At 55.1% G+C, this 14,787-nt stretch carries 14 protein-coding genes and 1 pseudogene; 4 read left to right on the top strand and 11 right to left on the bottom strand.

The features are described 5' to 3' along the window. Window positions 1-6 precede the first annotated feature (6 nt). On the bottom strand, window positions 7-840 hold the full coding sequence (locus ACR0JR_RS10375; RefSeq protein WP_480456084.1) for an FAD binding domain-containing protein: 834 nt from the start codon (window positions 838-840) through the stop codon (window positions 7-9). Window positions 841-980: 140 nt separating this feature from the next. Then, on the bottom strand, window positions 981-2,063 hold the full coding sequence (locus ACR0JR_RS10370; RefSeq protein WP_480456083.1) for an MHYT domain-containing protein: 1,083 nt from the start codon (window positions 2,061-2,063) through the stop codon (window positions 981-983). An 809-nt stretch (window positions 2,064-2,872) separates the two neighbouring features. On the opposite strand from ACR0JR_RS10370, the pseudogene ACR0JR_RS10365 reads away from it, so the two are divergent. Continuing rightward, window positions 2,873-3,894: pseudogene (locus tag ACR0JR_RS10365) on the top strand (IS110 family RNA-guided transposase). A 374-nt stretch (window positions 3,895-4,268) separates the two neighbouring features. Here the strand turns inward: ACR0JR_RS10365 and ACR0JR_RS10360 are convergent. Then, on the bottom strand, window positions 4,269-5,147 hold the full coding sequence (locus ACR0JR_RS10360) for a LysR substrate-binding domain-containing protein (RefSeq protein WP_170782110.1): 879 nt from the start codon (window positions 5,145-5,147) through the stop codon (window positions 4,269-4,271). 118 nt (window positions 5,148-5,265) lie between these two features. Between ACR0JR_RS10360 and ACR0JR_RS10355 the strand changes: the two genes are divergently transcribed. Both ACR0JR_RS10355 and ACR0JR_RS10350 read left to right on the top strand, forming a co-directional pair. After that, entirely contained in the window at window positions 5,266-6,015 is a 750-nt protein-coding gene (locus ACR0JR_RS10355; protein WP_480456082.1) for an SDR family oxidoreductase, read from the top strand. 17 nt (window positions 6,016-6,032) lie between these two features. After that, on the top strand, window positions 6,033-6,422 hold the full coding sequence (locus tag ACR0JR_RS10350; protein WP_170472714.1) for an ectoine synthase: 390 nt from the start codon (window positions 6,033-6,035) through the stop codon (window positions 6,420-6,422). A 382-nt stretch (window positions 6,423-6,804) separates the two neighbouring features. Here the strand turns inward: ACR0JR_RS10350 and ACR0JR_RS10345 are convergent, their stop codons facing one another. From ACR0JR_RS10345 to ACR0JR_RS10320, 6 genes are read right to left on the bottom strand one after another with little or no spacing between them, the layout of a single operon-like run. Then, window positions 6,805-7,554, bottom strand: coding sequence for an ABC transporter ATP-binding protein (locus ACR0JR_RS10345; RefSeq protein ID WP_480456081.1), 750 nt, complete (start codon window positions 7,552-7,554; stop codon window positions 6,805-6,807). A gap of 1 nt (window position 7,555) precedes the next feature. Then, window positions 7,556-8,404, bottom strand: a complete 849-nt coding sequence (locus ACR0JR_RS10340; RefSeq protein ID WP_480456080.1) for an ABC transporter ATP-binding protein — start codon at window positions 8,402-8,404, stop codon at window positions 7,556-7,558. Next, complete coding sequence (locus tag ACR0JR_RS10335) at window positions 8,401-9,312, bottom strand: ABC transporter permease (protein ID WP_010443558.1); 912 nt, start codon at window positions 9,310-9,312, stop codon at window positions 8,401-8,403. The genes ACR0JR_RS10340 and ACR0JR_RS10335 overlap by 4 nt, the downstream gene beginning before the upstream one ends. Continuing rightward, window positions 9,309-10,367 carry an ABC transporter permease gene (locus tag ACR0JR_RS10330; protein ID WP_170782059.1) on the bottom strand — a complete coding sequence of 353 codons (1,059 nt, stop codon included), beginning with the start codon at window positions 10,365-10,367 and terminating at the stop codon, window positions 9,309-9,311. Before ACR0JR_RS10330 ends, ACR0JR_RS10335 begins: the two co-directional genes overlap by 4 nt. Beyond that, window positions 10,368-11,963 carry an ABC transporter substrate-binding protein gene (locus tag ACR0JR_RS10325; RefSeq protein WP_480456079.1) on the bottom strand — a complete coding sequence of 532 codons (1,596 nt, stop codon included), beginning with the start codon at window positions 11,961-11,963 and terminating at the stop codon, window positions 10,368-10,370. A 35-nt stretch (window positions 11,964-11,998) separates the two neighbouring features. Then, window positions 11,999-13,054 (bottom strand): dipeptidase, encoded by a 1,056-nt coding sequence (locus tag ACR0JR_RS10320; protein ID WP_480456078.1) that lies wholly within the window; start codon window positions 13,052-13,054, stop codon window positions 11,999-12,001. A 122-nt stretch (window positions 13,055-13,176) separates the two neighbouring features. Here ACR0JR_RS10320 and ACR0JR_RS10315 point away from each other — a divergent pair, with 122 nt between their 5' ends. After that, window positions 13,177-14,091 carry a LysR family transcriptional regulator gene (locus ACR0JR_RS10315; RefSeq protein ID WP_480456077.1) on the top strand — a complete coding sequence of 305 codons (915 nt, stop codon included), beginning with the start codon at window positions 13,177-13,179 and terminating at the stop codon, window positions 14,089-14,091. Window positions 14,092-14,179: 88 nt separating this feature from the next. Here ACR0JR_RS10315 and rplT read toward each other — a convergent pair whose 3' ends face one another. Next, on the bottom strand, window positions 14,180-14,545 hold the full coding sequence (gene rplT / locus ACR0JR_RS10310) for a 50S ribosomal protein L20 (RefSeq protein ID WP_010443553.1): 366 nt from the start codon (window positions 14,543-14,545) through the stop codon (window positions 14,180-14,182). A 15-nt stretch (window positions 14,546-14,560) separates the two neighbouring features. Then, entirely contained in the window at window positions 14,561-14,761 is a 201-nt protein-coding gene (gene rpmI / locus ACR0JR_RS10305; protein ID WP_010443552.1) for a 50S ribosomal protein L35, read from the bottom strand. Between the last annotated feature and the right edge of the window lie 26 nt (window positions 14,762-14,787).

Genomic DNA, 14,787 nt, shown 5'->3' with positions numbered 1-14,787 from the left:
CTCCCCTCAGACCGCACGGCTTTGAGCACGGTCGATGGCGCGGCACAGCATCACAGCAGCCACGTGTTTCTTGAATTCGACGGGGCCGCGGTTGTCAGCGACCGGGTCGATCGCGTCGAGCATCGCGGCGACACAGCCGCTGACGTCTCCGTCGGCCAGCGCATTGCTTGCGCTCTCGGACCAGATGGGGGTGTCTGCCAGATTGGTCATCGCAACCGAGGCCTGACCGTTGCCAACCATCACAGCAGCCGCAGCGGTCGCATAGTCGCCGATCTTGCGTTTCTGTTTTTCATAGGCCTGACCAACGCCCGTGCCCGGCACGGGGATTGAAATCCGGGTGAGGATTTCCTCATCCTCACGAGCGGTAAAGTACGCCGCCTCGTAGAACTCTCGTGCCGCCACGCGGCGGGTGCCGTCAGGGCCGGAAAGCTCGAATGTCGCGTTCATGCATTGCATCAGCCCGGGCATGTCGTTGCCGGGATCGCCATTGGCGACATTGCCGCCGACAGTCCCCATGTAACGCACCTGAGGGTCCGCAATCTGCAGAGCAGCCTCGCGGATCAGCGGAATGGCGGTAGCCAGACCATCATGGGTGATCAATTCATGCTGCGTAACCATCGCGCCAAGCGAGACGGTTTCCGACCCAATCTGGATGCCTTTCAATTCCTCAATGGCCTGCAGATCAACCAGATGGCCCATCTCGGCCATGCGTAGCTTCATCATGGGGATCAGGCTGTGCCCGCCCGCGATCACGCGCGCTTCATCTCCGTGTTCCTGTAGAATGCCAATGGCCGAGGCGATATCGCCTGGCCGGTGATACTCAAAACCGGCTGGTATCATATTTTTCCTCCCTGGGTCCAAGCGGTGTGCCTTGGGGATCCTGCGAGGTAGGAAAGAACGTGTGACTTAAGGCTTCCAGCGATCGGGAACAGGTCGCGCTGCTTGTTTCACGAAATGCGAATAGGTTGCACGAACTGCGGTCAGAGGCCGAGAGCCTCGCGAATGTCCGTCAGGCGGGACCGGCTGACCGGCACTTTGGTCAACGCGTCGACACCGTCAAAATAACAGGTGCCGTTGTCTTTGTGACGTTCAAAGCTAGAGACGTGTTTGGGGTTCACCAGATAGCTGCGATGGGCACGCAAAAACCCGTCTGGTTTCAGGCGGTTCTCGGCCTCGGTGATCGACCAAGGGCAGAACAGTTTTTCTGCACCCATATAGAGAACGGTATAATGCCCCTCGGCCCGAATGGCGGCGATGCGGTTGGGTTCGGCGAAAAAAGTCTGACCCTCGCGCTCGAACGGAACACCGGCACGCAGGGCTGCGGGTTCTGCAGGACGTTCGGGTGCAGGCGCCTCCTTAGGCTCGATGAACGAGATACCCGTCAGTAGGAACGCTCCGCAAATCAGAAACACCGAAACTGTGACACCCATCGCCAGAACCTGATTGTCGAGCGCAGGTCCCGCGCCACCGGTGCTGTCGCTGGCCACGAAATCAGTCAGGCTGGTAGCCACAAAATGCATAGTGAACACGGCCAGCCCAAAGCAGACCGTACCCAAGAGAATATTGCGCTGCGTGCGATTACCATAGGCGACCCAGATGGCCGCAACCGACAGTATCACCGAAGCCAACGTCGCCAAAACCACATCCAATGCACTATAGACGGGACGGCACAGCTGCATTCCGGCCATTCCGATATAGTGCATCACCACGATCCCCAGGCCCACGATCACCCCGGACCCGATCATGATCTGGGGCGTGCGCGGGCGAAAATGCAGCAGCAAAAGCGCCAGTCCAACCATCAGGATCGCGACCAGAGCAGAAATCAGTGTGATCAGAGCGTCATAGTAAAACAGGATCGGCAGTTGCAGACCCAGCATGGCGACAAAATGCATCGACCAGATGCCGCCACCCAGAATGACTGCCGCCAGAGCAACCACAAGCTTACGCCGCTGACTGTCAAGCTGGGATGCACCATGGGTCAGATACAGCCCGGTAAATCCCGCCATCAGCGACACGGCCAAAGAGGCCGCCACAAGCCAGGCGTTGTGCGAATAGTCCAGCATATAGGTGTACCCGCCCTCCCCAGCGCGTGTCTGACGTTAGCAAACTGAAATTCCCGGCACAATCTACTCTGACCGGACTGCAGCAGCACGCGAAGAGGAATTCGAACCGGTCTCAATGAAGCTTGCAAAGCTGTCTTGTGTCCGGCACGGAGTTCGCGCCATTCGGCAGCAGCGCCGGAACGTGTCTGCACGAAAATGTCCTGGCTAAAGAAGGATCGCTCTTAGTTAAAGCGATTGCGGATCTAGGCAAGAAAGGTGGCGATTAATGGACATTCAATTCAAGTTGCGTCCAAGCAAGCTTCACCGCTAGAGACATTTTGCCTGCCTCCTGCGGCTGCCGACCTATCCAGACGATCACGATGTAGAGTACGGGCCAGACCGGAGCAAAGATCCAATAGGCCCGAAGGCTACGTGGCCAAATAGGCACTAACGCGTTTGAACACTTCGCGAATACACTGTCCATCTTCGGATCACTATATCGCCTGGCGACCGGCCACGTGCCTTTTTGTACAGATCTTAGGCCGTGCCTCAGCCTGACATCAGATAGGGGATTTTCATTGTTGAGGCAAAGTGCTGACAAATCGGCTGCGCGTCGGCTTCCAATTTTCCTTTTCAAGCAGAAGATAGTTCGCGAAGTCTGCTTCGGGCTGGAAGAGGCAGCTCGCGGACCAATCCGGACCTTCGCTGAATATTCAAGTTGCCGCGGTCGCAGCCCGTCAAAGCTGATGGGATGGATGGCTCCTGCTCCAACCGGCGTTGCAATGCGCAATAGTGCAGGTTCGAAATCTGCTCATGAGAGGAGCCACCCCATGCAATTTACCACGATCGGCTTGGATCTGGCGAAGAACGTGTTTCAGGTCCGCGGAATTGCTGAAGATGACAGTGTCGTCTTCAACAAACCGCTGTGACGCGTACAAGTTTTGCCATTCTTTGCGAAGTTGGAACCCTGCCTGATTGGCATGGCATCCTGCAGCACGGCTCACCATTGGGCTCGTGAGTTACGGGCGTTGGGCCACGAAGTACGTCTGATCCCGCCCATGTACGTGAAGCCATACGTCAAACGTGGGAAATCAGATGCCATTGATGCACAGGCAATCTGCAAAGCGGTGACCCGGCTCACCATGCGCTTCGTGGCGATCAAGACTGTGGAACAACAATCTCTTCTGTCGTTGCATCGGGCGCGTGACTTACTGGTCCGGCAAAGGACGCAACTGAACAACGGCTTGCGCGGATTGGTCGCCGAGTTTGGCGTTTACATTTCAAGAGCCTAGCCCGCGTGATCAGCTTTGGCGAAGACATCATGCTTGGTGAAGTTATCGACCTGCCCGACGTTGCCAACGAGGTGATACTCAACCTGTCCGAGCAACTCATGGCGCTGCACAAGCGTATCCGCTGGTATGAAGAGCGTCTGAAACAAGTAGCCAAAGAAGATGAGCGGGTGCGTCTGCTGCGCACGATCCCCGGTGTCGGCGCTGTGGCGGCCTCCGCGATCATCGCCAGCATCGGAGACGGCCACCAATTCAGGAATGGTCGGGAGTTTGCTGCCTGGCTGGGCCTGACACCCGCGAACAAATCCAGCGGCGGGAAAGAAAAACTGGGGCGGATCACGAAGATGGGTGATCAGTATCTCAGGCAACTTCTCGTTGTCGGCATGACATCACTCGTCCGACAAACCCGGTCGCACCCTGAGCGTGCCAACAAATGGCTGACAGTGTTGCTCGAACGCAAACCCGCCCGCTTAGCCACGGTCGCAATGGCCAACAAGACAGCCCGGATCGTATGGGCCGTCCTCACGCGCGATGAACCCTACAGCCCACGTCCAGCTACTTGAGAGGCTGAGAGGAAAGGAACAATAATAAGTTAGCAAGACCCGCGAGATGATGGTGCATAAGTTAGCCGCTAAAACTAGGACATTCCGCCGAATGGCTCGGGCATTGCGGCCCGCAAAGCTGATAGGAACTTGGTTTACGGAACCCATCAGAGCCAGCGGTCAACACCGCGCAAACAGGCCGGACACATAACTGCTTCTGACGAATGCACAAATCGGATCAAAAATGTCTTGCCAAGCAGGAGCCATCCACACACGCCATTCGCTGCTTGCGCATGATCGAGTCGCTGTCGAAGGTCTAGATCGCGGGACAAAACGGACCTATGCAGCGCGCGAGCCAATGTCCGCTTTCCTCGGGCTTCGATTGGAACCCAGAGCTAAAGTGACATGAGCCATTTCTTGAAAACTCTCAATGTGACTCGCTCCTGATCGCCCGAGCGGCAGACAAAGTAGAGCCCTCGCTCCAATGGAACACAGCTTGCATCCAGACGTATCAAGCGCCCAAGTTCCAGGTCATTTGCCGCCAATAAATGTCTTGCCAATGTAACACCTTGCCCGTCAATTGCCGCCTCCAGCAAAACAGCGCTGTCCACGTACTTGATACCCTGCGCGTTGATCCGATCAGCGCTCAAACCAACCTGCGCAGCCCAGTTTTCCCACCCGACGTTGAACGCGTCCTGCAGGAGTGGGAGGGCAACCACATCTTCGGCACGCATCGGTAGCTGTATTTTCCCGACAAGGGAGGGCGCGGCCACGACAACCAATTCCTCGTGTCTGATCTGTTCATAAAACAGCCTATCCCAACCGGGTTTCCCGAAGCGCAGGGCGACATCGACCTCGGAGGTATCGAAATCGGCAAAGGCATCGTTTGTGTCTAGCAACAACGCGATACCAGGATGCTCTCGCTGAAACGAACTGAGCTGTGGCACAAGCCATTTGAGCGCTAGCGAAGTGGAAAGAGACACTGTAATCGACTGTCGGTGATGCAATCGCTTCACCTCCGATACGCCCAACTGCAGTGCCGAAAATGCCCCTCGTGTAGATTGATACAGGCGTACACCGGCTTGCGTCAGTTCAACGCCATTGGGGCGGCGATGAAAGAGCGTCATGCCAAGATGCTGTTCCAACAACTTAATCTGCCTACTGATCGCGCCGTGTGTAACGTTCAGAGCATCCGCTGCCTTAGATAAGCTGGAGTGGGTTGCGGTTTCATCAAAGGCCTGAAGGGCACGAAGGTGTCTAAGGTTTTCCGGCATGTGAGAAAACCTAACAGCAATATTCTGAAAACTCGATAGGTTCGCCGAGTTCTAAGGAGGTACACTGACTTCAACGCAATAAATCTCACATATGATGCGCCTAAAGAAAGGGGATACGATGCCCGAAGTCAAAGTCGCGCTGATGACAGGTACCGGACAAGGCATTGGCCGAGGCTGCGCCATTGAAATGGCTAAGGCTGGCTACAAGGTTTCGCTAATGTCGCCGTCCAATCGCTCGGTTGAGCTGGCGGAGGAGCTTGGGGGCATTGGCCGTCGTGGCTCTGTCTTAGATGTCGACGATTTGCAAGCGATGATCGACGACACCATGAGCAGGTATGGTAGAATTGATGCCATCGTCAGCAACATGGGTCACGGTGGCACGGTGCCAGAGTCCATCAAAACTGTAGGTTTCGATCCGGACTTTGCCGGGCCGCTTTTGGAGCTCAGCGATGAGTTGTGGCACGAAAGTCTGGACATGTACGTCCTGAACGTCGTCAATATTGCCCGTATCGTTACGCCCATCCTGATTGAACAAGGCGGCGGCGCTTTCGTAAACATCTCGTCCATGAACACGATTGAGCCTCGTGCACCGTATCCCATGAGCATGTTGCGCGGCGCGCTGCACAGTTTCTCAAAGCTGTATGGGGATCGTTATGCACGGCACAATATTCGCATGAACAACCTGCTCCCTGGGTTCTGCGAGAATGTGAAACTCTCCACACGGGCCCGCCAGGAGATCCCCGCTCAGCGACCGGCAACATTCGAAGAAATTGGGCAGGCTTGTGTGTTTCTCGCCAGCGAGGGTGCCCGATACATAAATGGTCAGAGTATACTGTCTGATGGCGGGATGAACCGCGCGGTCCGATAGCAAAGAGGCGGTGAAGTATGATTGTTAAAGCTCTCAAAGATATCCTTGATACAGATCGGGACGTTTCCGGTCCGGGTTGGAACAGCAGAAGGTTGCTGCTCGCCTCTGATGGAATGGGGTTTTCGCTGACAGATACGATAATTAAAGAAGGCACAGTGCTTGAGCTGGAATACACCCATCATCTAGAGGCGTGTTACTGTATCGAGGGCAAGGGGCAGATCCGAGCGTCTGAAAATGAAACCTGGCATTCCCTTGAGCCATTTACCCTCTACGCTTTGGATCAACACGACCGACATTTGGTGCGTGCGACAGAGGTTGATCTGCGACTGGTCTGCGTATTCAATCCGCCGCTCAGCGGGCGCGAAGTACATCGCAAAGACGGAAGCTATGCCCCAAAAACATCCTGATGAACATGTGACGTATACAGGGAACCGGTCGTACACGCACCACGCAGCAACTGTCGAGAAGGGCTCAGGGCAGCCGTTCGCTGCAATCTGTTTGAGTGTCTGCTAAATTGTTTTACCAACATTCTATCATATGACACCTTGCGCTGTGCCTCGCTTGAAATCGATCGTTGTGTGGTATCTATTGTTGTATATATTCAATATAGCTCAATTTATTATATATTTAACATAGACCTGCAGGATTAGTTATACTGACTTCGTCTCCGCCATAATCTACACGACAATCAAGACCCTTTAGGTTTCCGAGCAGTCGTGTGAAATCAGCCGCAAATACGCTCAAAGCACTTCGCCAGATAGATGTACGCCAACCAGCGTTCGTATCTCGTCAAACGGCGACCGAGGCCTGCAGCAATTCTTGCGAGTACGGGTGTTCAGGTGTGCCTACACGCAGCGTTTCAGAGGACATGACCTCAACGATCTCACCATTTCGCATAACTGCCAGTTGATCGCACATATGCGCGATAACTGGAAGATCATGGGATACCATCAAATATGTCAGCCCGCGTTGTCTTCGCAAATCCGTCAACAAGTTCAATACTTCTGCCTGAACGCTGACATCCAAAGCTGATGTGGGTTCATCCAGCAGCAGGATGTCCGGCTCGCCTGCCAACGCTCTGGCGATAGCGACCCTCTGACGCTGCCCTCCGGATAACTGATGTGGATACCGAAACCGGAAGCGCTGCCCGAGCCCAACATCGTTCAGCAGACCTTTGACCCTTTGATCGATATTATCTAGTCCGTGCAGATGCAGAGTTTCACTGAGCACCTGATCGACGGTGTGCCGCGGGTGAAGCGAGGCGTATGGATCCTGAAAAACCATCTGCACGGCTCTAAAGAACCTGCGATCTCGCTTGGCCCCGGACAACGCTTCACCTTCGACTCGGATAGTACCAGACCATTGAGGTGCCAGACCGGTTATCGCGCGGAGGATGGTAGATTTACCCGAGCCGCTTTCACCCACAAGACCAAAGCTCTCACCCTGGTTAACACTAAGACAAGCACCCTTAACCGCATCTACGCGGTCATGCGCGTGACCAAACCAGACGTTCAGATCGTTGATTTCCAATGCGGTCATTTCAGCCCCTCACGCTGGGCGCGTCTGACCAGGCGGGATCGCGGGTCAGAACACTCAGATGCGTACATTTCTCATCAAGACGCGGGAGCGAATTCAGCAGCCCCTGAGTGTATGGGTGTTGCGCCTGGTGCAGCTTATCTGCTTCGCAGACTTCGACAATCCGTCCCGCGTACATGATGAGGACACGGTCGCAAAACTCGGACACCAGGTTGAGATCATGACTGATGAAGATCAGGCCCATGCCCCGTTCTTTGACCAATCCGTCCATGATGTTTAGCACCTGCCGCTGAACACTGACATCCAACGCCGAGGTCGGCTCATCCGCAATCAGGATCTTAGGGTTCGGAATCAGCATCATCGCAATCATGATGCGCTGCCCCATACCTCCTGACACTTCATGCGGGTATGCCCGCATTACCCGTTCGGGATTACGGATCGAAACATTCTCCAACATTTCGATCGCCATTTTTTTGGCGCGCGATTTAGAGCCGGAATTGTGCTGAAGATACGCCTCCATCAACTGTTCGCCTACCGTGACCACCGGGTTTAGAGAGAACTTGGGGTCCTGCATCACCATGGAAATCTGCTTGCCGCGCACGCTGCGCATCTCGCGCTCGGTGAGCTGCAACAGGTCACGTCCCTCAAGACTGATGTGGTTGGCTTCGACGATACCGGGCTTTCGGATCAGGCGCAGGATGGCCCTCCCTGTCATCGACTTACCGGACCCGCTTTCGCCAACGATCCCCAGCCGTTCACGCCCCAACGAGAATGACACTCCGCGGACCGCATCAAACACGCCCTGACGGGTAGGGAAGCGAACCCACAGGTCTTCGATGTCGAGTAAGTTCATTGCCCACCGTCCTTTGGATCAAGCGCGTCCCTTAGCCCGTCCCCCAACAGGTTAAAGGCCAGCGAAACTGTGAAGATTGCAAGCCCTGGCACCGTGGCAACCCACCAGTGATCAAGGATGAACCTACGCCCTTCGGAAATCATGGCGCCCCATTCCGGGCTTGGAGGTTGCGCCCCTAGTCCCAGAAACCCAAGGCCGGCTGCGGCCAGAATGATCCCGGCCATGTCGAGTGTGACCCTTACGATCAACGATGAAATGCAAAGTGGCCAGATGTGCCGGGTGATGATCCGCAGTGGCCCAGCCCCTTGAAGCCGGATCGCATTGATATAGTCGGTCGACCGGATCGTAAGCGTTTCTGCCCGCGCCATGCGCGCGTATGGTGGCCATGCAGTCAGCGAGATCGCCAAAACCGCGTTCTCAATCCCTGCCCCAAGCGCTGCTACAAAAGCCAACGCCAGAACAAGCCGCGGAAAGGCGAGGAAGATATCGGTGATGCGCATGAGGATCACATCTGCCCATCCGCCAGCATATCCCGCGACGGTTCCGACCAAAAGGCCCGCGACCGGAGCGATAAGCGCCACCAACGCCACAATGTACAGCGTTATCCGCGCGCCATAGATCAAGCGTGAAAGAATATCTCGCCCTAGGCTGTCGGTCCCCAGCAAATGTCCTTCGGCGCCGATAGGGAGCAGTCGGCTGGACAAATCCTGAACAAAAGGATCTTGCGGTGCGATGATAGGAGCAAAAACCGCAGTCAGCACGAGGATAACTAGGATCGCCAACCCAACCATTGCCATCGAGTTTGATCGCAGTGTCAGCCAGCCTTTGTACAGGCTGGCCAGTCTGGCGTGGCGTCGAGATGTGGGTTCGTCGGTCAGCAGCCACTGACGCAAAGTCATGTCGCTCATTTCGACCTCGGATCAAAGAAACGGTAGAGAAGGTCGGAGAATATGTTCAGGCAGATAAAGATCAGCCCGACCACAACGGTTCCACCGAGAACTGCATTCATATCGGCACTCAGCAAAGCGGTCGTGATGTAGCTGCCGATCCCCGGCCAGCTAAAGATGATCTCGGTCAGAACCGAGCCTTCCAACAGATTGGCGTAGCTCAGTGCGATGACTGTAATGAGTTGTACGCGAATATTCTTGAAGGCGTGACGCCAGATCACCTGCCGTTCTGACAGGCCTTTGACGCGGGCGGTAATGACATATTCCGCCGACAACTGTTCCAGCATAAAGGATCGTGTCATCCGGCTGATGTAAGCCAGCGAGTAGTACCCCAGCAAGGCAGCGGGCAGGACGATGTGAGACAACGCATTGCGGAAGACATCCCAATCCTGGGCGATAGCGCTGTCCAGCAATATGAGCCCCGTTCGCGTCGGAACCAGGTCCTCATAGAAGATGTCCAGGCGACCCGGTCCACCGACCCAACCTAGTATTCCGTAGAAGACCAGCAGCCCCATGAGCCCCAGCCAGAAGATTGGCATTGAGTAGCCAACAAGTGCGACCACACGGGCGATCTGATCGATCCAGGACCCCCGTTTCACGGCGGCAATCACACCCAGCGGAACACCTAGAAAGATGCCAATCATCACACCAAGAGTCGCCAATTCCAGTGTGGCGGGGAAGACGCGTGCGATGTCTTCGGATACAGGGCGCGCATTTAGTAACGAGTTGCCAAAGTCTCCGTGCAGGACATCCCAAAGATAGTAACCGAACTGCACCAGCAGCGGCTTATCGAGGCCAAGCTGTTGATAAACTGCATCATAAGTCGATTGCGAGGCGCGCTCACCGACGATCGCCAGCACCGGATCGATCGGCATGACGCGACCAATGATGAAGGTCACGAACAGCAGACCCAACATCGTGATTGCAATGGTACCAAGAGTTTTCAGGATACTCTTGATCCAATGGATAAGAGGCGCCGAGCGGCGCCCCTCAGATGGTCTTTCGGCCAGAGCCATTTACTTGGTCACCTGCCAATACGACGCCGATGTGATCGCCTGACCGGTCGAGAAATCCGTTACGTTTTCACGCAATGCCGATTGCTCAATTTGCTGGAACATCACGACAAATGGTGATGTCTCACGGAATTCAGCCTGGATTTCCTTGTACATACCGGCACGTTTCACGGTGTCATTCTCAACCACAGCCGCATCTGTTTTCTCTGTCAGCCCGCCGGTATCCCACGAATTCCGCCACGCCAACAGACCAGTTGCATTGGCCGCATCCGAGTTGTCAGGATTATAGGCAAACGTCCCCGCGTTGGTTTGCGGATCAGGATAGTCCGGACCCCATGCGCCAAGATAGACGTCCAGTTCCCGTGCGCGATACCGCGCCAGAATTTGTTTGGCAGTACCGACAGTAATATTCATCGTGATACCAACCTGACCCAGCGCATTTTGCAGCGACTGAGCGATCTCAATCCGCTCTTGTGCTTCGCGCACGCCAACTTCGATCTCAAGCCCACTTACACCAGCTTCATCCAGCAACGCTTTGGCTTTTTCGACGTTGAAGCTGAAGGGATTCTCATCGGAGGCACCAAGATAGGTTTGCGGCAGGAAATTCTGATGGATTGTGTACTGACCCTTCAGGAAACTGTCGCGCATCCCTTCATAGTCGATCAGGTATTTGAAGGCCTGACGGACCTGAGGTTTGCTGAGCTCTGGGTGCTTCTGGTTTAGTGAGACATACATCAGACGGCCCTTCAACTCGTCTGAAATCTTGACGCCAGCAACTGATGATACTCCTGCAACGTCTTCGGGGTTCAGGTTGCGGGCAACGTCGATATCACCACGCTCGAGCAGTAGGCGCTGGCTGGCGCTTTCCTGAACGTGACGGACAACGACGCGCTCCATCGCCGGGGCACCCAGATAGAAATCAGGGTTGGACTGTAGGGTCACGCTTTCATTGGGCTTCCAGCTCACCAAGCTGTAGGCACCGGAGCCCGCCGTGTTGGTCTTGAGCCACTCGTTGCCCAGATCACCATCTTTGTCGTGTTCCATCACCGTCTTCTTGTCGACGATACCGCCGATCGTGGCCGTCAGGCAGTTCAGAACGAAGGATGTCGCGTAGGGTTTGTCTGTCGTGATCGTCAGAGTGTTGCCATCGGCGACAATCGTTTGCTCGACGTTTTCCGGCGTAAAGCCAAACTGGGTCAGGATAAATGCCGGAGTTTTGTTCAAAATGATCGCGCGGCGCAGCGAAAACTGAACATCCTCAGCAGTCACGGGGTTACCGGAATGAAAAGTCAGCCCTTCTCTGATTTTGAAGGTTATCGATTTACCGTCATCCGATACATCCCAGCTTTCCGCAACGTCCGGCTGATACCCCGCATCCAGTTCCAGCGGATCAAAATTAACGAGCTTTTGGTACACATTCCGGCTGACATCCGACCCGGCAAATTCAAAACTTTCGGCGGGATCCAGTGTTGTAATGTCGTCAATACGGTTCGCGATCACCAACATGTTTGGCGGCGTTTCCGCGATTGCCGAAGTCGAGGTCACAGCCAGCGCCAATCCCAGCGCCGCACCGGTAAGCAATCTATTAAATACGTTCATTTTGTCCTCTCTGTCATCAAGTTATTCACTAACGGTTACGATCCCCAAGTCTTCTCAAGTACACGCAACCAGTTTTCATGGCAGAGCTTCTTAATGAGCTCTTCGCCGTATCCATGGGTTTCCATGGCATCTCTCAATCGGGGCAGCATCGATACGTCGGTCACATCGTCTGGAACCACGGCCCCGTCATAGTCCGACCCAAGCCCGACCCGGTCCTCACCCAAGATCCCGATCAGGTGATCTAGGTGCTTCAGAACCTGTGTCAGCGGCACGTCAGAAAGCATTCGCCCATCCTCGCGCAGAAACGCGGCGGCAAAATTCAGTCCGACCATCCCGTCGCTTTCTGCGATTGTGCGAAGCTGATCGTCGGTCAGATTCCGAGCGTGTGGGCAAATGGCGTGCGCATTCGAATGCGTCGCAACCAAAGGCGCATCTGAATATCGCGCAACGTCCCAAAAACCTTTCTCATTGAGATGAGACAAGTCCAGCATGATACCAAGCGCGTTGCAGCGTCGGACAAGTCGCAGACCATAATCGGTTAATCCTGGGCCGGTGTCTGGTCCTGATGGATATTTGAACGGCACACCGTGCCCGAAAATGTTTGGCCTGCTCCAGACCGGACCAAGCGAGCGCAGCCCCGCAGCATGAAAAACGTCGAGCGAATGCAGATCGGCATCAATCGCTTCGGCACCTTCGATATGAAATATCGCTGCCATCCGACACTGCGCCAGACAATCCCGGATATCTGTGACTGAGCGTGCAACACTCAACGCGCCCAGCCTTTCCAGTTCCAACAATATGGCAATCTGGCTCAATGCTGCCGGGAAGGCGTCTTCAGCATCTATCTGATCGGGAAGCGGCAGGTCATATCTGGGCTGGACCATCTCTTCCATCTTGGCGTCGACATCCATTGGCGACGGCACCCACACGGCAAAGAACCCGCCGCCAAACCCACCCTCTTTGGATTTGCCCAGATCGATTGCGCCTTCCAGGCCGCTCAGAAATTGGCCCGCTTCTGAAACACGACCGGTCGAAGCCAACTTGGACAACACATCATTGTGCCCATCGAAAATGAGGGGGAAGGTGTTCAAAGCCGTATCACCCGAATTAAGTATCAATCCGATACACGCTAACAGACGTTATCGTCATGATTGTAAAAAAATTCAATGAGTTTTACTCATAGAGCTAGTCGGATTCATGAGGGTGCAAGTCGATGAAGAAAACACGCAACTGGCACTCACTACCGGAGTATCAAGCCTTGCGGGCCCTCATGCAGGCAGGAACCACTGCCGCCGCTGCACGACAACTGGGCCTGTCTCAATCAGCCGTCAGCCGATCTGTTGGCAGTCTTGAATCCCGACTTGGGAAAATTCTGTTTGAAAGGGACGCGGGCAGACTACGCCCGACGCAAGAGGCCGTGCGATTGAACATGCGTCTCGACCCCTTGTTCGAGGCTCTCGACCGGATCGATGGACCGGGTGAAACCGTCCAGGAAACGTTACGCCTTGTCGCTCCTCCAAGTTATGCTCACCGCTATATCGTCACGCTCATCGCCAGTTTCATACGTGGAAATCCGGGTTTTTTTGTGAACCTGGAGGTGACGACCTCAGACATGGTGACATTGGGCGTATTGGAAAACCGCTTCGACTTGGCGGTAACCGGGATTGAGCAAAGCCGCGCGGGGATCAAACTGATACCGTTCAGGGAATCGCCAGCAGTTTGCGTAATGCGACCCGAACATCCACTTGCCCAACGCAGTGCGCTCACCCCCGCAGATCTGCATGAACAAGATCTGATTGCATTGACATATCGCCACGGCAGACGCGGGCAGCTTGATCGATTACTGCATCAGGTACGAGCGGAACCCAGAATTGTCGCCGAGGTTTCGACCTCGTTCGCAGCAGCCGATATGGCTCAGGAGGGCCTTGGGTTGGCTGTGATCAATCCCTTTCCGGTGTACATGTATCGATCACCGGACCTGACTTTTGTCCCGTTTGAAGCGCCCATGCGATATCGTGGCCACTTCGTCATTTCGGATCAAAGGCCGGTTCCTAGAATCGCCCGCGCATTCATGCGACATCTTCGGCTAAACACGCCATCGGACCCATTCTCCGATAAAAATTTGTGAGGCGGTTGGGCTTACGACCCGGTTTGTTAAAACAAAAAAGCCGCTCCCTGTAGGAGCGGCTTTGATTTCACTGTCTCTGAGACGAGGATCAGGCGGCCAGGGCTGCCTGAGCTTTGGCGACGATCGCGCCGAACGCTTCCGGTTCGTGCACGGCCAGGTCAGCCAGAACTTTGCGGTCCACTTCGATACCGGCCAGGTTCAGGCCATTGATGAAGCGGGAATATGTCAGTGCTTCGTCATGCGAACGCACAGCAGCATTGATACGCTGGATCCACAGCGCGCGGAAGTTGCGCTTGCGATTCTTGCGGTCGCGGGTTGCATACTGGTTGGCCTTGTCAACGGCCTGAGACGCAACTTTGAATGTGCTCTTGCGACGACCATAATAGCCTTTTGCGGCTTTGATGATCTTCTTGTGACGGGCGTGGGTTACGGTTCCACCTTTAACGCGGGACATCTCTCAAATCTCCTCTTAGCGGTCGTAGGGCATGTAGCCCTTGACGATCTTGGCGTCGGGGGCGGACAGGGTGGTGTTGCCACGGGCATCGCGGATGAATTTCTTGGTCCGCTTGATCATGCCGTGACGTTTGCCGGCCTGGCCAGCAAGGACCTTACCGGTCGCAGTCACCTTAAAGCGCTTCTTGGCGCTCGACTTGGTCTTCATCTTAGGCATTTCCGTCTCCTTTTCCGGGTTCGGTT

Source organism: Ruegeria sp. AA3 (genome assembly GCF_056542905.1).
Note: the sequence above shows the minus strand (reverse complement) of the source record. Positions and strands in the feature narration are given on the sequence as shown.

What these genes read in the sequence shown, in the direction of transcription:
- ACR0JR_RS10375 (WP_480456084.1), bottom strand. Translation starts at nt 840, where the DNA reads ATGATACCAGCCGGTTTTGAGTATCACCGGCCAGGCGATATCGCCTCG.
- ACR0JR_RS10370 (WP_480456083.1), bottom strand. Translation starts at nt 2,063, where the DNA reads ATGCTGGACTATTCGCACAACGCCTGGCTTGTGGCGGCCTCTTTGGCC.
- ACR0JR_RS10360 (WP_170782110.1), bottom strand. Translation starts at nt 5,147, where the DNA reads ATGCCGGAAAACCTTAGACACCTTCGTGCCCTTCAGGCCTTTGATGAA.
- ACR0JR_RS10355 (WP_480456082.1), top strand. Translation starts at nt 5,266, where the DNA reads ATGCCCGAAGTCAAAGTCGCGCTGATGACAGGTACCGGACAAGGCATT.
- ACR0JR_RS10350 (WP_170472714.1), top strand. Translation starts at nt 6,033, where the DNA reads ATGATTGTTAAAGCTCTCAAAGATATCCTTGATACAGATCGGGACGTT.
- ACR0JR_RS10345 (WP_480456081.1), bottom strand. Translation starts at nt 7,554, where the DNA reads ATGACCGCATTGGAAATCAACGATCTGAACGTCTGGTTTGGTCACGCG.
- ACR0JR_RS10340 (WP_480456080.1), bottom strand. Translation starts at nt 8,404, where the DNA reads ATGAACTTACTCGACATCGAAGACCTGTGGGTTCGCTTCCCTACCCGT.
- ACR0JR_RS10335 (WP_010443558.1), bottom strand. Translation starts at nt 9,312, where the DNA reads ATGAGCGACATGACTTTGCGTCAGTGGCTGCTGACCGACGAACCCACA.
- ACR0JR_RS10330 (WP_170782059.1), bottom strand. Translation starts at nt 10,367, where the DNA reads ATGGCTCTGGCCGAAAGACCATCTGAGGGGCGCCGCTCGGCGCCTCTT.
- ACR0JR_RS10325 (WP_480456079.1), bottom strand. Translation starts at nt 11,963, where the DNA reads ATGAACGTATTTAATAGATTGCTTACCGGTGCGGCGCTGGGATTGGCG.
- ACR0JR_RS10315 (WP_480456077.1), top strand. Translation starts at nt 13,177, where the DNA reads ATGAAGAAAACACGCAACTGGCACTCACTACCGGAGTATCAAGCCTTG.
- rplT (WP_010443553.1), bottom strand. Translation starts at nt 14,545, where the DNA reads ATGTCCCGCGTTAAAGGTGGAACCGTAACCCACGCCCGTCACAAGAAG.
- rpmI (WP_010443552.1), bottom strand. Translation starts at nt 14,761, where the DNA reads ATGCCTAAGATGAAGACCAAGTCGAGCGCCAAGAAGCGCTTTAAGGTG.